This window comes from Vibrio sp. 10N.222.49.C9 (assembly GCF_041474985.1).
Taxonomy (GTDB): Bacteria; Pseudomonadota; Gammaproteobacteria; order Enterobacterales; family Vibrionaceae; genus Vibrio; species Vibrio crassostreae_C.
Window position 1 is genome coordinate 1 of sequence record NZ_JBFRVD010001047.1, and the last position, 589, is coordinate 589.

Annotated in this window: 1 protein-coding gene; it reads right to left on the reverse strand. The window is 46.5% G+C overall.

Translation table 11 applies throughout. The features are described from left to right. Positions 1-68: 68 nt before the first annotated feature. On the reverse strand, positions 69-589 hold a 521-nt coding region (locus AB4585_RS26840), incomplete at its 5' end, for a hypothetical protein (RefSeq protein WP_372171782.1).

A 589-nucleotide genomic window follows, 5' to 3' on the forward strand; every position in this document is an offset into this window, starting at 1 on the left:
TCCTTATGGTGGACTGGTGATAATGATACATCATCGGATTAATCGCTAAAGCCTTTGGAGAATCGGTATTAATGAGGTTGGGTCTGGTTGTTCCACCATGCATTGATGCTGGTGGATAGGTCGCCATCAAACTCAGGATCGAGGATTGGCACGATGCTTTTTGAGCAGCACATTAACGTAGCGAGAGGTTTGTTGGTGCGAGTAAAGATGCAGGTGACTTTCTTCAAACTTTGAGTGATCTCACCAAATTCAGTTTCCCCTTTCTTTGATGAGGCCAGGCATTCCATTTTTTCGTTTGGCCAATCGAAAGTCTTTCCATCTAACACTCCAATGCTAGGGTCGCTCGAGGTGGTAGTGTTGAATCCCTTGATGAAAACAGGATTGCTCGCCAGTTTGCTTGCCATGGAAATAGAGGCTTCGCAGTCTTTCGGTCCGATGAGAATGACAGGTTCACATTCTGCGAACAAAGCAATATGCTCACCATGGGTGATGGTGCTGCTGGGAGAGCATGTTGCCAAAGTAATAGTGGATTCTTTGAGAAGTCGGCTGAGTTCGAATGGGAGAGTGCTACGAGTCATGTCGGTGCCTT